The sequence below is a fragment of the Cuniculiplasma divulgatum genome (assembly GCA_031200235.1).
In the GTDB taxonomy this organism is placed as follows: Archaea; Thermoplasmatota; Thermoplasmata; order Thermoplasmatales; family Thermoplasmataceae; genus UBA509.
In genome coordinates, this window is record CP133595.1 from 1,651,962 (window position 1) to 1,672,555 (window position 20,594).

The following is a 20,594-nucleotide window of genomic DNA, read 5'->3' on the forward strand; positions in this document are numbered from 1 at the left end:
AACTCCATCAGTGTCTGATTCCTGTGTTTTTTGGCTCTTCTACTGAGCCCACATCTTCGTATCCCTGTCTCAGCCCCTTTCCGGCATTTTCTGTCAGTTTCCCGGGCCTGAATATGAGATTATAGGCATTCAGTGCATGTTCCCGTGCTCTTCTTTCGGATAGCCAGGCCAGTTCAGATGGGCTTGAAGCCTCATCTTCATGCACAAATACCTCTATGACATGTCTGTTGGTCATCAATTGAACCTGCATGATTCCCATGGAGGCCACCTGTGCTGAGATCTTATCCACCGGTTTGGCTCCTGGCATTCCACAGGCGATCACTATGTCACACTGCTGTTCCTCAATTAGTTTCTTGGCTGCAACTGGAATGTCCTTTATGCCGGGTACAGTGTACCTGACGGTAACAAAACCTGTCCCCGTGGAATTGAGCTCATCTATTATGGCCGATCCCATGTCGAATCTTGCAAAGGTTGTGTCTACAACTCCGAATTTTTTCAAATTCCACCCTCTATAACCTCAAGGAGCCTCTTTCTCACGTCTGAACTCCCCCTGTACTTTGAAGCATTGAATCCTGAAATCCTGACAACCTCAGTGTCAAGCCCCATCTCCCGGCATCTGGCTTTAATAGTCTCGGGATTAAACTTCTGATCGTAACCCAGCGTTATGATATTTGGTCTAAGCTCCCTGACAGTCTGGAACATATCTCCCTCATGGCCAAGGACTGCCATGTCAACAGGCTTCAACTGGGCCACTATGGCCATTCTGGATTCTTCGTCAAAAATCGGCTTCTTTCCGTTTTTAATGGCCGTGGAATCCCTGGCAACTACAACCACAAGTTCATCTCCGAGCTTTTTAGATTCGGTGAGATAGTGAATATGTCCAAGATGAATTATGTCAAAAACTCCCGTAGCCATGACCCTGATCATTCGCCCACTGGTCGATGATGTATTTTCCTTCTATAAATGTTAGCGAATGTTCTCCTGCAAATTTCCTGGCTTTGTCATGGGAAAGAGAATAGCCATTGTCATCAAGCATCTCAACAATTGTTGCCGAGGGAATGAGGCCAGCACTTTCAACAAGGTATGTACTGAGTTCGGTGTGTCCTCTTCTTCTGGCGAAGTATCCATCCCTTGCAATCAGGAGTATCACATGCCCCGGAATTCTGAACTGGCTCGAGAAAATATCCCGTGCTGTACCGTTATATGCAGGAAGGGCCTGCAGATAGGACGCGAATGCCGAAATGGTGAATGCCCTGTCTCTGTCAGGGACGCCAGTGAATGTGTTCCTGTGATTTATTGTCACGGAAAATGAGCTGTTGGTATCATATCTCAGATCTGAAGTGTCAAGTACCTTCTGCCCAAGTCCAAGATGCTCCCTGTAAAAATCCTCGATGAAAGGCAGGCCTATCTTGGCTGCATCAGTCTCCTTCATGGTGGTGCAGATGAGGCCGCCACCATTTTTCCTCATGAATTTCATTGCTTCAATATTGACGAATTGTGATGGAAAAACTATATCTGTTTCGCCCTCCCTATCCTGGGAATCAAAGATCAGGATGGGTTTACCTGACTTCAGGCTCTGAATGGCTTCTGATATCATAAAATTGAATTGCAGGGCTATTTATAAAATTGATGGTAATTACTCTGAATTGGGTTAATATGTATTTGAAAAGATTATCTTACCTAGCGCATTATGGTCTGGTGAAGATCGTCCCCTTTCAGGCATCACATCTAGATGGCATAGTATTACTTGAACTGAGGGCATTTCCTGTGGGCCCTTACACACGGAGAATGCTTGAACATGTTTTCAGAAATCCGCAGGCATTCAGCCTTGTTGCTGTTGAGGATGAAAGTGTTGTGGGCTATGTGGTGGCTCTGCCCCTTGGAGATCAATCGGCAGATATAGAGAGCATAGCGGTTGATCCAGACTATCAGGGAACGGGAACGGGAGGTTTACTGCTTGACGCCATAGAGAGGGAGATGTCTTCGAGAGGTTTTTTGAATTCTGTTCTTGAGGTCAGGGACAGAAACATTCAGGCAATTAATTTTTACAGAAAACATGGCTACGAGATCACGGAGCACATGCCAAAGTACTATCACGAGCTTTACGAGGGATCAAGAGGAGCTTATCGCATGATAAAGGACCTCAAGAAGAATTGACGTGGAATCAGTGAATGATTCCAAGGAGTTCCTTTACGCGATCAATTCTTGCCAATCTCGATGAAACTATGATGGATTTTTTCTCAAGAGTTTCCCTGAGAGTCCTTATGAGTGGAGAAAGGCTCGTTACATCTGCCAGTTCATTGTCACTGAGCACATTCATATCTGATTTGACCCGCCCGGGGCCAGCAAAATCCAGTGGCGGAATGACATCAATTATGTATTCCCATTCCTCAAGGTCGCTTTTAATGAGTGCATCCTTTATCAATGTCAGCAGTTCCGATGTATAATGAAATCTCAAGACTGGTTTGTGCAAATTTCTGTTCATTATCTGCGTTGATATCATACTGGTATCGTGTGATATTATTGAATAAAAGTTATTGTCAGTCATTGAAAACGGATGCCTGAACTTATCAATGTTCTGGTCTATGGCATATGCGCTCATTATCTGTGCAATTCGAGATGTCTTGTGAAAATAAACAGAACTGTACATCAATATCCTCGAAATCAAAATGGATTCAAGTGTACCGATACCCTTTTCCTCAATGGCCACGTCATCCCCCACAATTTTAGCAACATTGAGTATCCTCCTGTGATCTACGTTCCCCATGGCAACACCAGTGTACATGGCATCTCGCCTTAGGTAGTCCAATTCATCAACATCAATGGGACCGCTCACCAGTCTTGAAATGAGTCTTTTCGATCTCGATTTAAACAATAGAACATCAGCTACGTCATGAGGACTGATGCCTATACTCTCAAGGACCCCAGGTATACTGCTGCCGGAGAAATCACCCTGCCCTAGTATTATCTTAACTCCAGCGTGGAGGTGATCCAGGCCAGTGATCTTCTCAAATGTTTCTTCCGCTCCATGACTCAGTGGTGGATGGCCAATGTCGTGGAGCAGTGATGCCACAATAAAGAGGTCTCTCTCCTCAATTTCAAGGGTGTCTGCAAACATCTGGGCCAGGTACATCGAACCAAGTGAATGCTCAAACCTTGTATGATTGGCTCCCGGAAATACAAGATGGCACATTCCAAGCTGCCTGATGTATCTCAATCTCTGAAATTCTGGGGTGTCAATGATCATCTGCAGATTGTATGGAACTTTAACGGGGCCGTTTATTGGATCCTGGATAATTTTGAAGGTATTGTTTGCCATTTTGACTTCACAGAGCCTGTTGAATGGATAGGTTATGAGGACATAACATTTTTTCCCATTCAAAACTGTACCAAAATCATAAAGAACTTCCCGATTATGAATGCCCATGGTATTATTTCCAGTTATATCTTATGTTGATCTCATAGTGGTCCTTGTAGTGGCGTGGATACTGGCGTCATTTCCTATTTACGTCGCAGGAAAGATAATTTCTGGTAAGGACACATCCTTTGGCAGCGCAATGATTGCTGCACTAATTGGGCCTGTTGTCACGCTTTTCTTCTTCATAGTTATTACCGCTGTTTTATCTCCATTTCTTCTGGGTTTCGCCGGTGTCATCGGCGCCATATTTGCCATATTTGCCCTGAGTTACCTGTATGGCGCGCTCTTCAGGACCCATCTCCTTGGAGGTTTTGCAATAGCAGTGCTGTCCCTGATAATAACGTTCATTGTTTTCGCCATAATATCATTCATTGCGGTACTGCTGTCTGGTACGCCGGTGGTGGGTCCGGTTCCACATATCCCTTCCTTTAGCCATTGAAGTCCTTCAATAATCCAAAAACTTGAACATATTTCGAACGTGCGTCAGATAAAAATACTTTCAATGGATACAGCCGAAGTTTAGAAACGATATTTTCAGGAGGTCATTATGGAAGTAGAGGAACTCACGGCGACAATGGGCAAATATTATGGTGCAAGAATAGTAACTGCTATTGTGGGCATAGAGGCCGACGTTAACAAGGTTGAAAGCATTGCAGGCAGCATTGTGAAATTCAAGAACGTCGAGGATGTCTTTGTGGTTACTGGTGATTATGATATTTTGTTGAAAGTAAGATTTCCGGACTATGAAGAGTTCCAGGGGTTCCTTGTTAACGACCTCGGAAGGATAGATGGAATTAAGAGGACCAGGACGATGATGGTTCTCACAATAAAGAAGGAAATGGGACAAAAAATAGGAGAATGAGGCATATGGATAGCAAATTGTTTGAAGAGGTGCTGTATTTGTTGGATGAACTGGCACAGGACACAACAGTTCCGAAAAATGTAAGGAAAACAGCCCAGGATTCCAAAACTCGACTGCAGAATGACAAGGAGAGTCTTGATATCAGATGTGCAACAGCCGTGTCCTTGCTGGATGACATGGCTAATGATCCAAATGTTCCCTCACACGGGAGAGCTGCGCTTTATACAGTCATCAGCAGGCTTGAGGCTCTGGCTAAATCCTGATTTTCTGTCAAAATTCCGATTTTCGTAAGCTTCAAGTGTATTTTATTCGACTATTTAATTTTTATCAAACAAAAGGTTCATATATTGCTAATTATAAAATATAGTCAGATATATATAGCATTATAATATTTCAAATCGATCTAATGGTACTATCTGAAGTAAATGACAAACTGGCAAGGTATCTGATAATATCGGACATACCTCGAAGTGTGGCCTATACACTTGTCTACATACGCGACAAGGGCGAGGTCACGAGCGTTGAAATTGAGAGAGAAACTGGATTGCGCCAGCCGGAAGTATCCATAGCCATGCAGTGGCTCAGAAGAAAGGGCTGGATTAACAAAAGGAACATGAAGAAAGAAGGGAAAGGCAGGCCGGTCCACGGTTACAGGCTATCTAAAGAATTCAATGAAATACTTGATGAAATTATTGGTGAGCTTGCAAACAAAATTAGCGAAATAAATGAAAACATTGAGCAGCTGAAAACCTTCAGGGATTAAAATTCTTAAAATTCAAGGTCCTGATGCCATCCTGGCCAGCCACAATGGCCATGGTGGCAAGGTTTGAAAACAGTCCAACTTCCATAACACCAGGTATCATCTTGATCTTTCTTTCCATTTCCGGTGGATTCTTTATTATTCCAAAATCGCAATCCATCACCATGTTTCCGTTATCTGTACGGTACTTCCCATTCTCCCTGAAGATGCAAATTCCACCGATCTTTTCAACCTGGTTTCGCGTCATCTGGTTCAGATAAGGAAGGACCTCTACAGGGACCCTGAATGTTCCAATGCCATTCTCTTTTAGTTTACTCTCATCTGCTATTATACAGACATTCCTGCTGTTGTAGGCCACTATCTTCTCTCTGAGAAGTGCCCCTCCGCCGCCCTTGACAAGATTGCCTGAACCATCCATCTCATCTGCGCCATCCACATCAAGATCAACGTTTCCTGCGTAATCTTCTTCAACATTCACGCCTGCTGCCCTGGCCCTCTCCGAACTTTCTATTGATGTTGCAACACCCCTGATCCTGACGCCCTGGGCAACAAGATCCTTCAGTGCGTCTATGAAATAATTCACAGTAGAACCTGTTCCTATCCCCAGTACCATTCCGTCTCTGACAAGTTTCAGGGCTTCAATTGCTGCCGCTTTTTTCATTTCTTCGGGAGTCACTGTTGGAAAATCCATGGAAGGATTTAAGAATTTCATGAAAAATCCGACATTTTTCGCTAAAAAGATAATAATGAAGAATTTCCTTGAACGTATTAGCCAATGCTCTCAGAACCCTCACAAACTTTACATCCATGGTGCAATATTCATGGGATTCAAGATGGTGATGGAAAAAAAATCCTGGAAAGATTCATTCACAGAATTGCAGAGGCTCGTGCTTCCTCCGGACACAAACATTTTCAGTGACCTCTATGGTGGAAGGCTTGTTGAATGGATAGACAATGTCGCAGCCATTGTTGCGGCAAAGCACTCTCGCCGGAGAACTGTTACGGGTAGCATTGACAGTCTCTTTTTCCTCTCTCCAATACACATGGGGGATATAGTGCACCTTACCGGAAGGATAAATTATGTAACAAGGTCCACAATGGAGATAGAAGTCGATGTGTATTCAGAAGAAGGCCTAACCGGAGAGAAAAGTTTCACAACCACCTGTTTCCTGACATACGTTGCCATAAATCAGGACAGCAGGCCCACTGAGGTGCCAGGACTCATACTTGAGACCGAAGATGAAATCCAGAGGTTCAAGCAGGGAGAAGCCAGAAGTGTGGCCAGGCATCAGAATCTGGTTGAGGCCAAGAAAAAACTCACGGATTTCTCCCAGTGATCAGTCATTGCGGGTAATGATCGAGGGCAGCGTTCTGTGGACACCGTCCGTCCATTGAAACAGTTTAGATTGTCCACTGTCCGTTGCTTCATTTTAAAAGCATCCATAACCTTGTGCACTTCAATACATTATGCATAAATAAATGCCATATTATCTAAATTCAAACATCAAAAAGAATCCGAAGGATTCAGTGGGCAAAATCAAATTATTTTTTATACAACCTTGTCATTTAATTAATGAATGGTATTTAATACACTTAGTATATTAATAGCACAAATTGCCACAAGTGCACAGTTGACCACCATTGTCAACAGGCTTTACGAAGTGGTAATATCCATATCCGCTGTCATAATAGCCGTTCTCTGGATTCCAATAGCCATAAGTTTCTTCGGCTCAGACGAGAACCGTCGCTTTGAAGCCAGGGCACGGCTCAAGAATGCACTGATTGGGACCTTCATCTATGTTGTGGCCATCAGCGGAGTTCTCTATGCTGTTGTAAACTACATTGTGACCGGTTCATGAGATGATTGGATATCAGGAGCTAACCCAGATCATTCTTTACGCGGTGAAGGCCCTCACCCAGATCTACACGCCTCTTCTGAATCTGATCTGGAATTTTGCCATAAAATACGGTCTTCAGGGCAACATGGCGTATCTGGGCTTTGCAATGGGAAACAGGTCGTATATGGACCTGTATTCATACCTTTACGGAAACATCTTTCCGGCAATGATCAGCCTTGTGCTAGGGTTATCAGCCATATTTCTTATAGCCGGATCGGGAAACGGTCCTGGTACGGTATACAGAAACCAGCTCATCAGGATATTTCTTTCCATAACGGTGGCAGCAGGTTCCATGGCAATAATGTCACTGCTTCTATCAGGGCTTCAGGTGCCATTTGAAGTACTCTTTGACAGGGGCAATGTGGACTGGTACAGCTTTTACAGTGTTTTCAGCTCAGGCGCCGTAGCTGGTGCGGGTAGCCAATCCTCAACTGTATCAGTAATTGCCAGGTTCCTTCTTCTTTCAGCATACTTCATTGCAGTCACATCCCTCCTGGCAATCCTTGTTTTCCGTCAGGCCCTGATGATCCTCTTCATACTCATAATGCCTGTGCTAACAATTCTGGCCTGCCTTGACATTGGAGTTAAATATGCCAAAATGGCCTGGGAGCTTGTCCTGGAATTCATGTTCTTTCCATTTGCTGTTATGCTTTCTCTGATGCTTGCAAGAATATTTTCTGCGGATGTGGTGCTGAATCTTGCATTCCTGTTCCTCCCGTCTATTCTTCCTGGATACCTCATGTTTTCAGGAAGAAATCTTTCCACGGCTCCAGTGATGAGTTTCATTGGGGGCATGACCCTAGGTGGAATAGCATCAAGAACTGCCGGTGTTGCCACATCATTCATGGATACAGCCAGCACAGGTAATCCAGTAAGGGCGATGTCATCAATTGCGCTGGCACCTGCGGCCGACTACAGGCTTGTGTCAGGAATTAAGGCGGGGAAAATGGATAAGAAACCCTTCCTTGAGGATGTAAAGAATGAGGAACTGAAATATCGCAAAGGGTATCAGGGATGATAAGGCAGCGAATCCCGACAAATATCCTGAACTATCAGCCAACATTGCTGGGCATAGAAATCTGGAGGCTGCTGTCGGTCTTTATGCTTGCAGTGATCTCATTTCTACTGTACAGGCTGACAGGAAACTATGCGTCACTGTTTGTAATGTTCCCGGTTATCCTTATAATCTTCAAATTCCGCAATCACACTATTCTGGAAGTTTTCATTGGATGGGCGGGATATACCATGGGAAGGAAGACTGTAGAAAATCGATCCAGCATAAGGATTACAGACCACGGAGAAATTACCACATTCGCTATGGGCAGTTCGTTTTTCACCATTACCGAAATAGAGGGAATAGACATCCTGGAGATGCGGAACAGCGAGCAGTACAGAATCTATAATTCACTGGAGAAAATCATTAATGATGCAGAGATGAAACTTAGTTTCCTGACAATTTCCATGGCCGATCATGGGGAATACCCCGGATATGGCCAGCAAAGAATCCGGAACTTCGCTATTGTGCAGGACCAGCGTTCATTTAAAAACGGATTGGATGAAGAAATAGTATTACTTACGGAAAAAATCAGAAGTGGTCTGGATTCCATGGGTTTTACCCTTAGAGGTGCCGGTATTGTCCAGCTACAGGAAATACTGGCTGAGGACGGTTACAGGCAGTCAGGAAATACCGGGAGTTCTGATTCCGTTGCTGTAGGTTCAATGGAGATGATTTCACTGATCCGCAGGTACAGGCATTTCAATAAGTCTTCAAGATATTTTGCATATCTTTCACTGAAGGATTCCAACTATGAATTAGGGTCTTCATATATTGAGGTACTCAGATCAATGGGAATAGATTTTGCCATCACTGTATCATCTAAAAATGTGGAAGTAGCTCATTCCTCGGAATATTTGAAGCGCATCATAGCTGAGAGGTCCGCAGAAATGAGAAATGCCGGTTCAAGTTACACAAATTCCGGCAACAGGCTGAAGCTTCAGGTGCAGGACGGAAAGCATATGCTTGAACTTCTGCAGAGCAGTGGCATTCGTCCCACAATAGCAACTGCGACCCTGAGAATATTTGCGGATCATCCTGCAATTCTTAAGGAAAACATCTCAAGGGTGGAAAATGCCATAAAAAAAATCGGACTTGAATTTGTATCAATAAGTGCTGGGTGGAGGATTTCAGGTAACTCCATACCAATTGGCATAGAACCTCACGTTAATTACCTGATGAACACAAGATCAGTCTCATCCATTCTTCCGTTTCTATCAGCGGGTAATGCACAAAGACATGGCATAAGGCTGGGTTATGATGATCTTAACGAACAACCTGTTTATCTGGATTTTTTCAGGGGACCATCGCACAATTCGATTATACTGGGAGAAACAGGATCAGGAAAGTCATTCTTTGCCAAGTATATAATCTCACGATACATGGAGCAAAGGAGTGATCTGTCAATAATCATCTTTGATCCACTTGAAGAATACAGCTGCTCATTTTTCAAATCTAACTGTTCAGTCATCGAGGTCAATGATATGGAAGATGTCAGTAGCCTGCGTGAAAGTATTACCAAGACATGGGAAAATAATCACAATTCCAGTGAATCTTCCCGCATATCTGTTGTGCGACCGGGCACAGTCAAAGACGAATCGTGGGATAGCAGACTGCATGGGATATTAAGTGCAGTAATGAACACAACGGACGTTCTATCTGGAAACAAGATAGTCATATTGGATGAATGCCATCTCTTTCTCAAAAGCAGGGCCAACACTCAGATTCTGGATTCTCTTGTGAGGCATTCAAGGCACTCCGGAACTGCCATAATCAGCATATCTCAGAACGTGACGGATTTCATGGCGAATGAAAGTCGTTCCATAATCTATAACAGTGCCAATATCTTCCTCTTCAGGACCAGAAGCCTGACGGAAAGCTATGTGGAGGCGCTCAAGCTTGATGATTTCGACATTGAGCCTCCTGAAACACTGGCTGGTGGAAAAGGGTACTCCTACTCAGAATGTATTTATTCCGATGGCAACTATGCCAGAAAATTACGTATTCTTCCAGATTCCGGAGAGAATTATCCCACCTGATTACAGTGTAGAGGTCGAATCCTCTTCCTTTATTTTGTCCTGAACGAGAACAAGTTCCAGAACGCCAAAAATAACCATTGGTATAACGAAAGAGGTAAGACCAACATCGGCCCATGTATTGAAGACGATGGACCAGGCAACATAAAATCCCGCCCCTATAAATAGGAGGCCAAATCCGACAAATTTACCCCAGAAGTGCCTTTTCCACCCTGATAAGGGCACCATTGAAATCTCGTTCTTTGCCATAATCTATATGGACGATTATCAAAAGGTATTATTTCATTGTATCGCTGAAGTCCCCCTGACAATGCTGAAAGCTGCCAGCAATGAATTTTGTTGATTCAAACCGTACAAACCATACTGAACTTGCCCGGATGTGAATTTTCCCCAGAAGAATTTTAATCTTGATCACGAATATGGGGTGATGCTCCATTCCCAGGAATATGCTATTCAGGCAAGGAACATTGTGAAATCATACGACGGCAGACATAATGCTGTGGATGGCATATCATTCGATGTTGCAAAAGGCGAAATTTACGGTCTCCTAGGCAAGAATGGAGCTGGAAAGAGCACCACCATTAAGATGCTCACCACACTCATAAAACCAACATCCGGAACAATAGAGGTGCTTGGTATGGAACCATTCAGACAGTCCATCCAGATACGGAAGCGTATTGGAGTGGTGCAGCAGTCTGAATCCTTCGACTTTGCCACAGTGGAGAACAACCTCAGGATATACGGGATGCTCTGGGAGGTTCCACGTGAGGTTGTGAGTGCAAGAATCGAAGAGCTTTTGGATCTATTTGAGCTGACAGAATTCCGCAAGGTCCGTGCTTTTGAGCTTTCTGGCGGACAGAAGAAGAAACTGCAGGTAGCAAGGGAACTGGTTCACGACATGGATATCCTGTTTCTGGATGAGCCCACTGTTGGCATGGACCCTATAATGAGAAGGCGGATACTCGACAGCATCAAGGACAGGGTAAAAAACGGACTAACAGTCCTTTTCACGACGCATTTTCTGGAAGAGGCGGACTACATCTGTGACAGAATAGCAATTATGTCGGAGGGGAAAATCAGGGTGGAAGGGACGTCGTCAGAATTAAAGGAAAAATACGGAGGGCTCAGGACCCTGGAGATCATAACAAGGGAGAACGAATCGCCAGATGGGATGGATCGTCTCCGGGAGCAACTGGTTTCTTCTGATCTTGCCAGCGAAGTTAAGGGGCAGGGCAAAACCATAACAATTCTGGGCAAGTCCATTTCGCGAAACCTGGACCAGATACTTTCTTCATTGAAAACTCAGGGAATAAATATTGACAGCATCAACCTGAGAGATGCAACCCTGGATGATGTTTTCATAGAGGTGGTGAATTCCTGATGCATGCGCCTGCATTCCTGAGACTGACCTATCGGAATATCAGGGTGAACATGGATCTGGGAACCATGATATTCATGCTAGGCCTTCCAGCACTTTATCTACTGGTAATGGGAACAATGCTCCAGAACATAATTCCTGGTGTGGAACTCAATTCCTCAAGGGTATCATACACACATTTCCTTGGCCCAGGGATAGTTGCTATGCAGACCCTGACGGCAGGAAATATTGGCGGCGGGATGCTATGGAGTGACAGGAGATGGGGGATGTTCGAGCAGCTTCTTGTGGGTCCCTTCAAGAGAACGGATTACCTCCTTGGAATAATAATGGTGGCAATCATCTTCGCCGTCGCCGGGAGCCTTATAATGCTGGGCCTTTCAGTTTCAATATCAGGCGGCTTTATCCTGTCTTGGATCTCAGTCTCACTTACCCTTTTCTCCATCATACTTGGAACTATGCTCTTCTCATCGCTGTTTCTCATTATATCAACGCTTGCCAAAACCATGCAAACATACAACACAATCACCATCGCCCTGTTCTTCGTGCTGGATTTCGCCAGTTCGGCATTTTACCCAATCCCGACAACCAGCGACGCAGTGATCAGGGCAATATCTCTTAGCAATCCCCTGACATACATTGTTGATGTGACACGAACTGCACTCATTGGCGTACCTGACACAACCACTTACATGTATGCCATCGCCATGTTAGTTCTGACCATAGTGTTGTTTGCAATTGCCAGGCTACTTTACAGAACTGTGAGAAGTGGGGTCTAAAACGGTACTTTTCCCTGGATCACAATTGAAGCAGAACAGCCTGTTCACTTAAAGTTCTCTGTGGCAGTCTGCATATACATCGAAAAATGTTTATGAGTATCCTTGCAATATGGTACAAGCGATGCGCGATCCGGCTTCTAAATTTTTCAATTGTACTGACAGGGAGAGAGCCATATTCGAGGCGGGTATTAAATTGGGTACAATCTACCACCAGTATGTGGGGGCACCCCTGAACCTCAGCAACGTGGAATCGCTGGAGAAGGCAATCGAAGAGAGCGCCATGGTTCAGCCATTTGTTGAGGAAGCGCATGTCAAGATCGACAAGGAGATAATATCAAAGAAGCAGGGAGTTTACAAGTATATCACTCTGGCCGGGGAAATGCTGAATGTTACCATAGTAATCAAATACAATGACGAAAATATTACAGCAAGGCTCAGGTACGTTCCGGAGATAGATTACCCGCTGATGTATGTGGAAGGATGATGTTATAAATGGCAGTTAAAATCGGCATTACAGGGCCCGTGGGATCAATAAAAGCAGAAGCCCTTCACAAGATAATAGACATGCTTGAAAAGGATGGGACAGTTGTTCAGGGAGTTCTTGTATCGGAGATAACAGAACACGGCAAGCTTCTGGGCTATTCGCTCTTTGACATCAGTACCAAGAAGAAGATTACGTTTGCCCAGGCTGGCATAATCTCCCGGATCAAGATAGACAAGCTGGGTGTGGATACACGCCTTCTTGAGGAGATTCTTGTCCCCAGTCTTCAAAAGGCCAGGGAAAGCGCTGATGTTATTGTTATCGATGAGATAGGTAAACTTGAAAATACCACAAGAAACATTCAGGAAGAAATAGAGACAACCCTGAAGTCAGAAAAACCTCTCATTGTCACGCTTCACAAAAAATCCAGAAACCCTGTTTTGCAGGAGATCAGGGCACTTGAGGGGATCCGCGTTTTCGATATAACGCCCATCAACAAGAGCACGCTTCCATTCAAGGTTCTCAGGGTCATAAGAGGGGAAGAAGGACCATAATTGATCATAAAGGAAGGGTTTGCAAGGATATCTGTTCCTGAGACTCACAGCAGAAAAGGTCCGGGAACAAGATCAGCCGGCTTTTACAACAATGAACAGGTAATTAACAGGGATCTGACCATCCTTGTGCTTTCAAAGCTCAGGCCGAAAAACTATCTTGATGGCTTTGGGGCAACCGGCGTGAGGGCAATTCGGGTAGCAGTTGAACTCGGAATCGAATCATCTATTTCCGAGATAAATACAATTTCCGTACGGAAAATAGAAGAGAATCTCGCAATGAACAATGTCACAGCGTCCGTCCATAAGGAGCCCTTTCAATCAGTGGTATCAAAGGGACTGTATGATTTCATTGATATTGATCCCTACGGTTCAGCAGTGCCCTATCTGGATGTGGCTCTGTCATCTGTAAAGAACGGGGGGTATCTTGGCATAACTGCAACAGATCTGTCTGTCTTGACAGGTTCAGTGCCATCCAAAACAAGGAGAAAGTACGGCGCATTCATTGCCAACGATGCTCACCGTCACGAAGCCGGTATCAGGTTGATGCTTGCGGATGTGGTCAAGCGTGCTGCGTCCATGGACCGCTACATAACTCCCATCATCTCCTTCTGGCACGGTCATTTTTACAGAATTATCGTCAGAGTCAGGAACGGATCAATGAAGGCAGACAGATCCCTTGATCTGGTTTCAACAGTGAATTTCAATAAAATGTATTCAAATTACTATGAGGACATTGAACAGGGGCCCGTATGGAAAGGCGATCTGGAGGATTTCTCCATCATTACAGAGTCGCTCGCACTTCGGCCCGGATCTGTTTTGGAAACGTCCGTTAACTTCGCGTCCAAAATTATTGACGAGAACGCATCGCTGATGTTCTTTGAGATAACTGATGCGGCAAGGTCAATGGGCATGAGTCTTCCCAGGGTGAATGATCTTATAGAAGAACTTGGTAAAACTGGCTTCAGCGCGTACAGAACACACTTTTCTACAACTGGAATAAAGTTCTCCGGTACATGGCAGCAGTTTACTGAAGCATTTGTCTCGGCATTGCGGAAGACATAATCCAATATGGAAATAAATTCACGCTGTCAGGTGATTACAGCTTCACATATTACTGAGCATAAGTGGCAATTCAAACATGGTTTCAAATGATAAGAGCATGGCTTCTGCAGTCCTATGGGCAGGGAAGCCAGTTAACTTGCAATGAGGATGAACTGCTGTAAATCTCTTTAAATCTCAGGTCACAGGATACTATGTCCGTAGGCAGGCGGAAGTCCTGACCTGTGCAATTCTATCAAATGGAAGAAGATGCATTAAGGCCTTCTTTCGGCATGACGGGCTGCTGAGACTAATCATGACTTCACTATGCCTTTATTATGGTAGGGCATTATTTTATTTATTGTAAATTATATCCAACAAAAAGTTTATTATAATACACAAATTGAAGCTATTGGAATGCACAGGTGGATTCAGTACCTTGGTATAGTGATAATTCTGTTCTCATTCTTCTTAGCGGCATTCTCTGCCTCTGATGTATACAGCCAACAGATTATATCTGGCAACTTCAGCCAGGACAGCACCGGCATCTACATATCTCCAGAAATCAACATATGGATAAGAAGTACGGGGGAAATTCAATGGTCATCATCTTTACACGATGCGGAGTTCTATCTCATACCTGCCTCAAAGATTTCTGAACTGAACAGAAACGATGCAGGCCATCTAGCTATCCCTCCCATAAAATATGCAGGTGGAACAGATACATATCTCTACCAGGATCTCTCCGGCTCGTATTATGTCGTTGCAATATCCGCAGAAAACCCTTCAAGTTACACAACATATATCTTCAGCCACCCACCATATACGTCTGATGAACTGGTTGGTGGGCCAAATAACTACAACACTGCACAGCACGTTTTAATTTATTCGGTACTTCTGATTTTTTTGGGATTTTCAATGATTTTTGCAGAACCTACCATGATTAAGGCAAGAAGGATCAGGTCGAAAGGTGATTCATTATCAAGATTAACCCTGAACTATTTCCACAAAAGAATGCGCGGATTTGCAAGTTCAGTTAACGCACACAGAGTGGTATCCTTGATACTTGTTCTTATCATGATCTTCGCTCTTTTCACCATTGCTCAGGGTCGGTCAGTACCAAAGGTATTTCCGATCCTTCCAGTAGAAACCGTGCATGGTTCAAATCTTTCGGGGAATTATACTGATAATCTTTCATTTTGGGCTTATTCACCCGCTGTTTCTGCTAAATACTTTGCCACCATGATTGGGCCGCTCCCACGATACGGCGGCATAAATTCATCCACAATTTATGTGTGGGACTACAGCGTAACGATAATTAAGATTGCACAGAACACCTCATTTCCGTGGTCTCAACAGACTCTCATTATCAGCAACGTCACAGTTTCTATTGGGGAATATTTGCTTCCTTTCCGCGAGAATAAATGGGATTCTGGACTGGTGTACTTCAACGGAGGCGTGGTAACAAATCCGTCCGGAACTTTTGATACTGGAAGTGAATACGGTATTGAGGTAGAGCCAGTAAACGAAATATCCTGCAACATTCCGGACGGTAATTATACAATGAACATCCATATCAGACTTGAACCTGTGAGTGTTATAGGACCATACCACATAAACGGAAAAGAAACAAGCATTGGAATTACTTTTCCTGTATACATTAATAACAGCAATGTAATCAACAATTCTGTCTGAAATTCAGTCATAATTATTACGGGACAGGCCGGCTGTACTACCTTCGTTGTCCTATCCAACTTCAACTCTCATTTCAGGAAGTTTTTGTACACCCATGGCCAGATATTGAATCATTCCATTGTTGACAGCTGGATCCTGTATCGATCATTTAACAGCCTGATTCTCCGCCTGAGCGAAATTGCGAAAGGTTATTTTGCTGTTTTTTTATAATTTCAAAAATGAAGGTATTTTCAGCATCCTCTGCCGGATTCAAGGGAAAATATCTTCCATGCAGCCAATGAAATTGAGTTATAATTCTTGAGCAGGAAGGCTCTGATCTCCAAAGAGGAGAGTTTGTAAGAAACACATGGGGGCGCTGAAACTACGGATATGCCGGTATCTCCATATTTCTCCAGCAGTTTCCCTGACTGGCTTAATTCGACCTGGTCAATGAAGTTCAATTCAAAAGAATCCTGATTGCGATACTAATAAAAGCACACGATCATTTCCCGACAGGAATGAATCCTTGGTTGAAAATTATCCGCCCTGTTAATGGCATCATGGGTGTCGTGGCCACATTCATATCAGGGTTCATAGGCGCAGGTTTCAGCTTTGTGGATTTCTTACGTTTTATCATAATTGCAGCACTGGCGGTCTTTCTTGTCACTTCAGGTGGCAATATCATAAATGATGTGGTTGATGTTGACACTGACAGGATCAATCATCCTCACAGACCACTGGTTACAGGACAGATAAGCATTAAATCCGCAAAGACAGGAGTTGCAGTAATGTTTGCTGCTGCAATAGTAATATCAGTTATTCTGATTACCCCACTTGCAGGTGCCGTGGTTGTAATAGCCGAAGCTTTCCTGCTTGGATATGAGTTGAAGACAAAGAAGCTGGGCCTGTCTGGAAACGTGATGATAAGTGTGCTTGTTGGCCTCATCTTCATATTCGGCGGTATAGCTGTCAATTCAATAGACAGAATGCTCATTCTGTTCCTCATGGCAACCCTGGCAAATCTTTCCCGGGAGGTTATAAAGGATATTCAGGACATAAAGGGAGACGTGGACAGGATGACGCTTCCCAAAAAGCGTGGCGTAAAGTTCGCCGCATATTTCGCCTCCACTTCGGTAATTCTAGCAGTGATAATATCCTATTTTCCGTATTACCTTAAAATATTTGGCATATATTACCTCATATCTGTTGCCTTCTCCGATGCCCTGTTCCTTGCTTCTGTGGCAATGATTCCAAGGGATCCGGAAAAGAGCCAGCAGGTATCAAAACTGGCCATGATCATTGGTCTGGCTTCATTCGCAGTGGGCGGTATATCTTGAACGTGTACTCAGAAATCCTTGAAAGGTTGAAAAAGCAGAAGATCCACATGACTCTCATTGACCCTGCAAAGCAGGCTCCGGAACAGTCTGCTGATATTGCCCAAGAAGCCGAAAGGGCTGGTACGGACTACATAATGATCGGTGGTTCAACTGAAATTGACAGGAACAGGATGGACCAGACCATCCGTGAGATAAAGAAAAAATGCGGAAGGAAGATTGTAATATTTCCCGGATCGTCCGCGATGATCAGTCCCCATGCCGATGCCATATATTTCATGAGCCTGCTTAATTCCCGGTCACCGGAATTTCTTTTCAGACACCAGGTGAGGGCTGCGCCTCACCTGAAAAAAATGGGGATTGAAACAATTCCCATGGGCTACCTGGTCTTCTATCCAGGCATGACGGTTGGGAAAGTTGGTGAGGCGGACCTTCTTGACGGCAACGATCCGGTTCCTGCTGTATCATATTCACTTGCGGCTGAAATGATGGGCATGAAGCTTATATATCTTGAATCGGGCAGCGGATCCCCTTCCACGGTATCTTCGGCCGTAATCTCTGCAGTAAAGCACGAAACCTCAGTACCAATAATAGTTGGAGGAGGCATAAGGGATTCAGAAACCGCCAGGGAGATTGCAGAATCCGGAGCAGACATAATTGTGACAGGCACAATTGTGGAAGGATGTACGGACATATACCAGAGACTGATGCCAATAATCAAGGCTGTACATTCCAGCAATATGAATAGATTTTAATTTCCAATAACACTAAGGAGCCATGCCTGTTGTGGTCATAAAGGTGGAATACCTTCCGGGTGTTGAGGATCCAGAAGCGCTCACAATTCTCAAGAATCTCAATATTCTGGGATATGGAGGTGTGAAATCGGTGCAGACATCAAAATCATACCAGCTGAACGTTCAAGGCAGTGAATCTGAGGCAAAGAAAATAGCTGAAGATGTTGCGGAAAAGATACTCACTAACCCGGTGATTCAGAAATATTCAATAAGGATACTGAAAAAATGACGGAAGCTGCTGAAACACAGAATAAGGTGCGGATTCTCGGCAAGGCTCCTCAGTACTTAGAGAAACTGAGTCAGTCCATGTCTCTGGGGCTGTCTCAGGAGGAAATGATAATGCTCCAGAACTACTTTGAAGGAATTGGCAGGGACCCCACAGATGTGGAGATGCAGGCAATGGCACAGGCCTGGAGCGAACACTGCTGCTACAAATCGTCAAAATTCTATCTCCGCAAATATTTTGGCGGACTGGAAAAACATGATGCCATTCTTGCAATGGAGGATGATGCAGGAGTTGTCGCATTCGATGATGATTATGCATATGTCCTGAAAATGGAGAGCCATAACCACCCAAGCGCCATTGAGCCATATGGTGGTGCGGCAACGGGAGTTGGCGGCATAATCAGGGATGTCCTCTGCATGGGGGCGCAGCCCATTGCACTTGTTGACTCAATATATTTTGGCGAAGTCTGGGCAGAAGAATGGAAGGAAAAGACACTGCATCCAAGGTTCATCCTGAACAGTGTTGTTGGCGGCATCAGGGATTACGGAAACAGGGTTGGCTTACCAAACGTTGCCGGATCTGTGGACTTCGACCGTTCATTTAATCATTCTCCACTGGTCAACGCAGGCTGCATTGGCATTGTTCGCAAAGATGGTATAATAAGGAGCTTTGTATCAAAGCCCGGTGACATTTTTGTCCTGGCTGGTGGAAGGACGGGCCGTGATGGGATTCATGGAGTAAACTTCGCCTCGGCAAATCTCCAGGAGAAAAGCGGGAAGAATAAATCTGTGGTCCAGCTGGGAAACCCAATTGTGAAGGAACCCCTGATACACGCGGTCCTCGAGGCAAGTGACGCGCATATAGTGGACGGCATGAAAGATTTAGGCGGCGGGGGTCTCTCCAGCTCTGTTGGAGAAATGTGTCTCTCAGGTGGCGTTGCCGCTGAGATCGACCTTGAAAACGTTCTACTGAAGGAACCTGCAATGCAGCCGTGGGAAATATGGATCAGCGAGAGCCAGGAAAGGATGCTCATGGCAATTGATCCTTCAAACCTGCCTGAGCTTTCAATGATTTTCGAAAAGTGGGACATAGAATTTTCTGTTATAGGAAGAATTGTGGAGGGAAATAATCTCATCATTCGCCATAATGGATTAACTGTGCTGGACCTCGATCTGGATTTCCTGACATCGGGGCCCGTATACTGCAGGAACTATGAGATGCCAGACAAGAAAATTATAGACTATGTACTTCCTGCCGAGAATTTCAACCTCAAGGAATTGCTGATGAAATTCCTTGCGAACCCGGAAAACTGCGCACGTTTCAACATAACAAGGCAGTATGATCACACAGTGCGTGGAAGCACTGTTATAAGGCCACTGTCCGGGGAGCCGAACCACGAGACCCACTCGGATGCCGCCATCATTAAGCCGGTGGAACAATCCAACCGCGGCCTTGCCATCACTGCAGGTTCCAGATATGACATGGTGGCAATTGATCCTCTTGCTGGGACCCTGGCCACAATGACTGAGGCATACCTGAATATACTGGCCACAGGAAGCATGCCCAACTCGGTGGTGGATTGCATAAATCTTGGTAATCCTGAAGATCCCATCATAATGGGGCAGCTTGTGCAGATATCATCTGCAATATCTGAATTCTGCAGGAAACTGGCACTTCCTGTTGTTGCAGGAAATGTGAGCCTTTACAACCAGTATTCTGGAACAGACATCAAGCCTGTTCCCAACATTATGATGGTTGGAATCACTCCTGATGTTGCGCATGCAGTAAGCACAGATTTCAAGAAAGCTGGTAGCTCAATATACATTATAGGTAAGGAATCATCGTCACTTGGCGGAAGCCGACTCCTGAAGTTTCTGGGAATCAAGTCATCATCTGTACCGTGGTTTGACATGGAAGAACTGGCATCCATCTCAGGGCCATTCATCAGGGCAGCAGGCATGGATCTTATTCTTGCAGCCCATGATATTTCGTCAGGCGGGCTAATTCAGGCTCTGCTGGAAATGTCATTCGGTTCAGGCATAGGATTCAGTGTGGACCTTTCAGAAATTTCTCCGGCACGAACCATAGAGAAGCTGTTCTCAGAGGGAGGGGAGCGCATCCTGGTTGAGGTTTCACAGGAAAATGACGAAAAGTTCATGGAAATGCTTGACGGCATACAGATCACCCGTATAGGCAGCACCATTGAAAACAGCATCACCATAAAGGATCTGCAGATGCCGGTTCTGGATGGAACCGTTGAAGAGTTCAGGGAAGCCTGGGTACACGGGCTTGACAATTACATTTAGGTGTG

Annotated in this window: 26 protein-coding genes; 19 read left to right on the forward strand and 7 right to left on the reverse strand. The window is 44.6% G+C overall.

Annotated features, from left to right (window positions below):
* Nucleotides 1-7: 7 nt before the first annotated feature.
* From ribC to ribB, 3 genes are read right to left on the reverse strand one after another with little or no spacing between them, the layout of a single operon-like run.
* Nucleotides 8-499 carry a riboflavin synthase gene (ribC, locus tag RE469_08695; GenBank protein WMT44270.1) on the reverse strand — a complete coding sequence of 164 codons (492 nt, stop codon included), beginning with the start codon at nt 497-499 and terminating at the stop codon, nt 8-10.
* Nucleotides 496-927: an adenylyltransferase/cytidyltransferase family protein gene (locus RE469_08700; GenBank protein ID WMT44271.1), complete on the reverse strand. Its 432-nt coding sequence runs from the start codon at nt 925-927 to the stop codon at nt 496-498. Before RE469_08700 ends, ribC begins: the two co-directional genes overlap by 4 nt.
* On the reverse strand, nt 896-1,597 hold the full coding sequence (gene ribB / locus RE469_08705; protein WMT44272.1) for a 3,4-dihydroxy-2-butanone-4-phosphate synthase: 702 nt from the start codon (nt 1,595-1,597) through the stop codon (nt 896-898). The genes RE469_08700 and ribB overlap by 32 nt, the downstream gene beginning before the upstream one ends.
* A gap of 101 nt (nt 1,598-1,698) precedes the next feature.
* Between ribB and rimI the strand changes: the two genes are divergently transcribed.
* Complete coding sequence (rimI, locus tag RE469_08710; GenBank protein ID WMT44273.1) at nt 1,699-2,157, forward strand: ribosomal protein S18-alanine N-acetyltransferase; 459 nt, start codon at nt 1,699-1,701, stop codon at nt 2,155-2,157.
* Nucleotides 2,158-2,164: 7 nt separating this feature from the next.
* Here rimI and RE469_08715 read toward each other — a convergent pair whose 3' ends face one another.
* Nucleotides 2,165-3,319, reverse strand: a complete 1,155-nt coding sequence (locus RE469_08715; GenBank protein WMT44274.1) for an HD domain-containing protein — start codon at nt 3,317-3,319, stop codon at nt 2,165-2,167.
* Nucleotides 3,320-3,425: 106 nt separating this feature from the next.
* Between RE469_08715 and RE469_08720 the strand changes: the two genes are divergently transcribed.
* The 4 genes from RE469_08720 (at nt 3,426) to RE469_08735 (ending at nt 5,043) form a co-directional block, all read left to right on the forward strand.
* Nucleotides 3,426-3,857 carry a hypothetical protein gene (locus RE469_08720; protein ID WMT44275.1) on the forward strand — a complete coding sequence of 144 codons (432 nt, stop codon included), beginning with the start codon at nt 3,426-3,428 and terminating at the stop codon, nt 3,855-3,857.
* Between the two features lie 108 nt (nt 3,858-3,965).
* On the forward strand, nt 3,966-4,280 hold the full coding sequence (locus RE469_08725) for an Lrp/AsnC ligand binding domain-containing protein (protein WMT44276.1): 315 nt from the start codon (nt 3,966-3,968) through the stop codon (nt 4,278-4,280).
* A 5-nt stretch (nt 4,281-4,285) separates the two neighbouring features.
* On the forward strand, nt 4,286-4,543 hold the full coding sequence (locus tag RE469_08730) for a UPF0147 family protein (protein ID WMT44277.1): 258 nt from the start codon (nt 4,286-4,288) through the stop codon (nt 4,541-4,543).
* A 143-nt stretch (nt 4,544-4,686) separates the two neighbouring features.
* Entirely contained in the window at nt 4,687-5,043 is a 357-nt protein-coding gene (locus tag RE469_08735) for an ArsR family transcriptional regulator (GenBank protein WMT44278.1), read from the forward strand.
* Here RE469_08735 and rpiA read toward each other — a convergent pair.
* Nucleotides 5,033-5,716 carry a ribose-5-phosphate isomerase RpiA gene (rpiA, locus tag RE469_08740; protein ID WMT44279.1) on the reverse strand — a complete coding sequence of 228 codons (684 nt, stop codon included), beginning with the start codon at nt 5,714-5,716 and terminating at the stop codon, nt 5,033-5,035. The genes RE469_08735 and rpiA overlap by 11 nt on opposite strands.
* Nucleotides 5,717-5,861: 145 nt before the next feature.
* Here rpiA and RE469_08745 point away from each other — a divergent pair, with 145 nt between their 5' ends.
* From RE469_08745 to RE469_08760, 4 genes are all read left to right on the forward strand, one after another.
* On the forward strand, nt 5,862-6,377 hold the full coding sequence (locus RE469_08745; GenBank protein WMT44280.1) for an acyl-CoA thioesterase: 516 nt from the start codon (nt 5,862-5,864) through the stop codon (nt 6,375-6,377).
* A 294-nt stretch (nt 6,378-6,671) separates the two neighbouring features.
* Complete coding sequence (locus RE469_08750) at nt 6,672-6,899, forward strand: hypothetical protein (GenBank protein WMT44281.1); 228 nt, start codon at nt 6,672-6,674, stop codon at nt 6,897-6,899.
* Nucleotide 6,900: 1 nt separating this feature from the next.
* Entirely contained in the window at nt 6,901-7,956 is a 1,056-nt protein-coding gene (locus RE469_08755) for a hypothetical protein (protein WMT44282.1), read from the forward strand.
* Nucleotides 7,953-10,031 (forward strand): DUF87 domain-containing protein, encoded by a 2,079-nt coding sequence (locus RE469_08760; GenBank protein ID WMT44283.1) that lies wholly within the window; start codon nt 7,953-7,955, stop codon nt 10,029-10,031. Before RE469_08755 ends, RE469_08760 begins: the two co-directional genes overlap by 4 nt.
* Here the strand turns inward: RE469_08760 and RE469_08765 are convergent, their stop codons facing one another.
* On the reverse strand, nt 10,032-10,277 hold the full coding sequence (locus RE469_08765) for a hypothetical protein (GenBank protein ID WMT44284.1): 246 nt from the start codon (nt 10,275-10,277) through the stop codon (nt 10,032-10,034).
* Nucleotides 10,278-10,455: 178 nt separating this feature from the next.
* Here RE469_08765 and RE469_08770 point away from each other — a divergent pair, with 178 nt between their 5' ends.
* From RE469_08770 to RE469_08795, 6 genes are all read left to right on the forward strand, one after another.
* Nucleotides 10,456-11,409: an ABC transporter ATP-binding protein gene (locus RE469_08770; protein ID WMT44285.1), complete on the forward strand. Its 954-nt coding sequence runs from the start codon at nt 10,456-10,458 to the stop codon at nt 11,407-11,409.
* Nucleotides 11,409-12,182 carry an ABC transporter permease gene (locus tag RE469_08775; protein ID WMT44286.1) on the forward strand — a complete coding sequence of 258 codons (774 nt, stop codon included), beginning with the start codon at nt 11,409-11,411 and terminating at the stop codon, nt 12,180-12,182. The genes RE469_08770 and RE469_08775 overlap by 1 nt, the downstream gene beginning before the upstream one ends.
* A gap of 121 nt (nt 12,183-12,303) precedes the next feature.
* Nucleotides 12,304-12,666 (forward strand): dihydroneopterin aldolase family protein, encoded by a 363-nt coding sequence (locus RE469_08780; GenBank protein ID WMT44287.1) that lies wholly within the window; start codon nt 12,304-12,306, stop codon nt 12,664-12,666.
* A gap of 8 nt (nt 12,667-12,674) precedes the next feature.
* Complete coding sequence (locus tag RE469_08785; GenBank protein ID WMT44288.1) at nt 12,675-13,217, forward strand: NTPase; 543 nt, start codon at nt 12,675-12,677, stop codon at nt 13,215-13,217.
* The gene (locus RE469_08790; GenBank protein WMT44289.1) at nt 13,218-14,279 is read left to right on the forward strand and encodes a tRNA (guanine-N2)-dimethyltransferase; all 1,062 of its coding nucleotides are present in this window, start codon (nt 13,218-13,220) and stop codon (nt 14,277-14,279) included.
* Nucleotides 14,280-14,672: 393 nt separating this feature from the next.
* Nucleotides 14,673-15,950, forward strand: a complete 1,278-nt coding sequence (locus RE469_08795; GenBank protein WMT44290.1) for a hypothetical protein — start codon at nt 14,673-14,675, stop codon at nt 15,948-15,950.
* Nucleotides 15,951-16,180: 230 nt separating this feature from the next.
* Here the strand turns inward: RE469_08795 and RE469_08800 are convergent, their stop codons facing one another.
* Nucleotides 16,181-16,390: a hypothetical protein gene (locus RE469_08800; GenBank protein WMT44291.1), complete on the reverse strand. Its 210-nt coding sequence runs from the start codon at nt 16,388-16,390 to the stop codon at nt 16,181-16,183.
* Nucleotides 16,391-16,459: 69 nt separating this feature from the next.
* Here RE469_08800 and RE469_08805 point away from each other — a divergent pair, with 69 nt between their 5' ends.
* Genes RE469_08805 through purL form a run of 4 tightly spaced genes read left to right on the forward strand, consistent with a single transcriptional unit; the run spans nt 16,460 to nt 20,589 of the window.
* Complete coding sequence (locus RE469_08805; GenBank protein ID WMT44292.1) at nt 16,460-17,266, forward strand: UbiA family prenyltransferase; 807 nt, start codon at nt 16,460-16,462, stop codon at nt 17,264-17,266.
* Between the two features lie 2 nt (nt 17,267-17,268).
* Nucleotides 17,269-18,018 (forward strand): geranylgeranylglyceryl/heptaprenylglyceryl phosphate synthase, encoded by a 750-nt coding sequence (locus RE469_08810; GenBank protein ID WMT45655.1) that lies wholly within the window; start codon nt 17,269-17,271, stop codon nt 18,016-18,018.
* A gap of 22 nt (nt 18,019-18,040) precedes the next feature.
* Entirely contained in the window at nt 18,041-18,286 is a 246-nt protein-coding gene (purS, locus tag RE469_08815; GenBank protein WMT44293.1) for a phosphoribosylformylglycinamidine synthase subunit PurS, read from the forward strand.
* Complete coding sequence (purL, locus tag RE469_08820) at nt 18,283-20,589, forward strand: phosphoribosylformylglycinamidine synthase subunit PurL (GenBank protein WMT44294.1); 2,307 nt, start codon at nt 18,283-18,285, stop codon at nt 20,587-20,589. The genes purS and purL overlap by 4 nt, the downstream gene beginning before the upstream one ends.
* Nucleotides 20,590-20,594: the final 5 nt, after the last annotated feature.